The following is a 639-nucleotide window of genomic DNA, read 5'->3' as shown; positions in this document are numbered from 1 at the left end:
CCTGGTCCGGCAGGCCCTGTCGCCCGACTGGGCAGGCCCGGTGCTGACCGGGCATTGGTGCTTGCCCGCAGGGGCTTTCGGCGAGAGCGCCGGACCGGGTTAGCCCGCGGCGTGGCTGCGGGAAGCAGAAAAAAGCAGAAACGGGAACACAAGAAAAAAGGACGCACCAGACCGGCGGGCCAGGCGCAAGGGGTTGGTCGGTTCGTGTCCTCGCCCTGACTGCTTCGCAGCGCAGGCCTGCGGGTCGCCCCGATCCCGGCGCGAAGCGCCGCCCTTGCGCCCGTCCCCCCGGCCCGGTCGCGGGAGAGGAGTGAAGAAAAGGAAAACCGGCACGCGGCACTGACCCGCCGGATTCCGCCCCTTCCACAAGATCACAAACATCGCGGCAATCGTCCTGCACCAGCAGGGACGGTCGTTCGCGCCTACCCGGAGTCCAGCCATGAGTGACAGATATCACGACCAGCTCAGCCTGTTCGATACATCCGCCCTGAGCAGCGGGGGCACCGCAGACCTGTTCTGGGGTGAGCTTGCAGGCGAGGAGGGCGCGGCCCCCGTATCCGCGTCCACTCCCCTCATTATCCCGCGCACCGATTACCGTCTGGTCGGCACCCGCCACCTGGGGGCGACGTGGAAGGAGCG

At 68.1% G+C, this 639-nt stretch carries 1 protein-coding gene; it reads left to right on the top strand.

The annotated features are described in order from the left end of the window. Window positions 1–439: 439 nt before the first annotated feature. On the top strand, window positions 440–639 hold a 200-nt coding region (locus DY926_RS15475), incomplete at its 3' end, for a hypothetical protein (RefSeq protein WP_148707817.1).

It is taken from the genome of Komagataeibacter melaceti (assembly GCF_003403295.1).
In the GTDB taxonomy this organism is placed as follows: domain Bacteria; phylum Pseudomonadota; class Alphaproteobacteria; order Acetobacterales; family Acetobacteraceae; genus Komagataeibacter; species Komagataeibacter melaceti.
The sequence above is the reverse complement of the archived record's forward strand: the minus strand, read 5'-3'. Positions and strand labels throughout refer to the sequence as shown.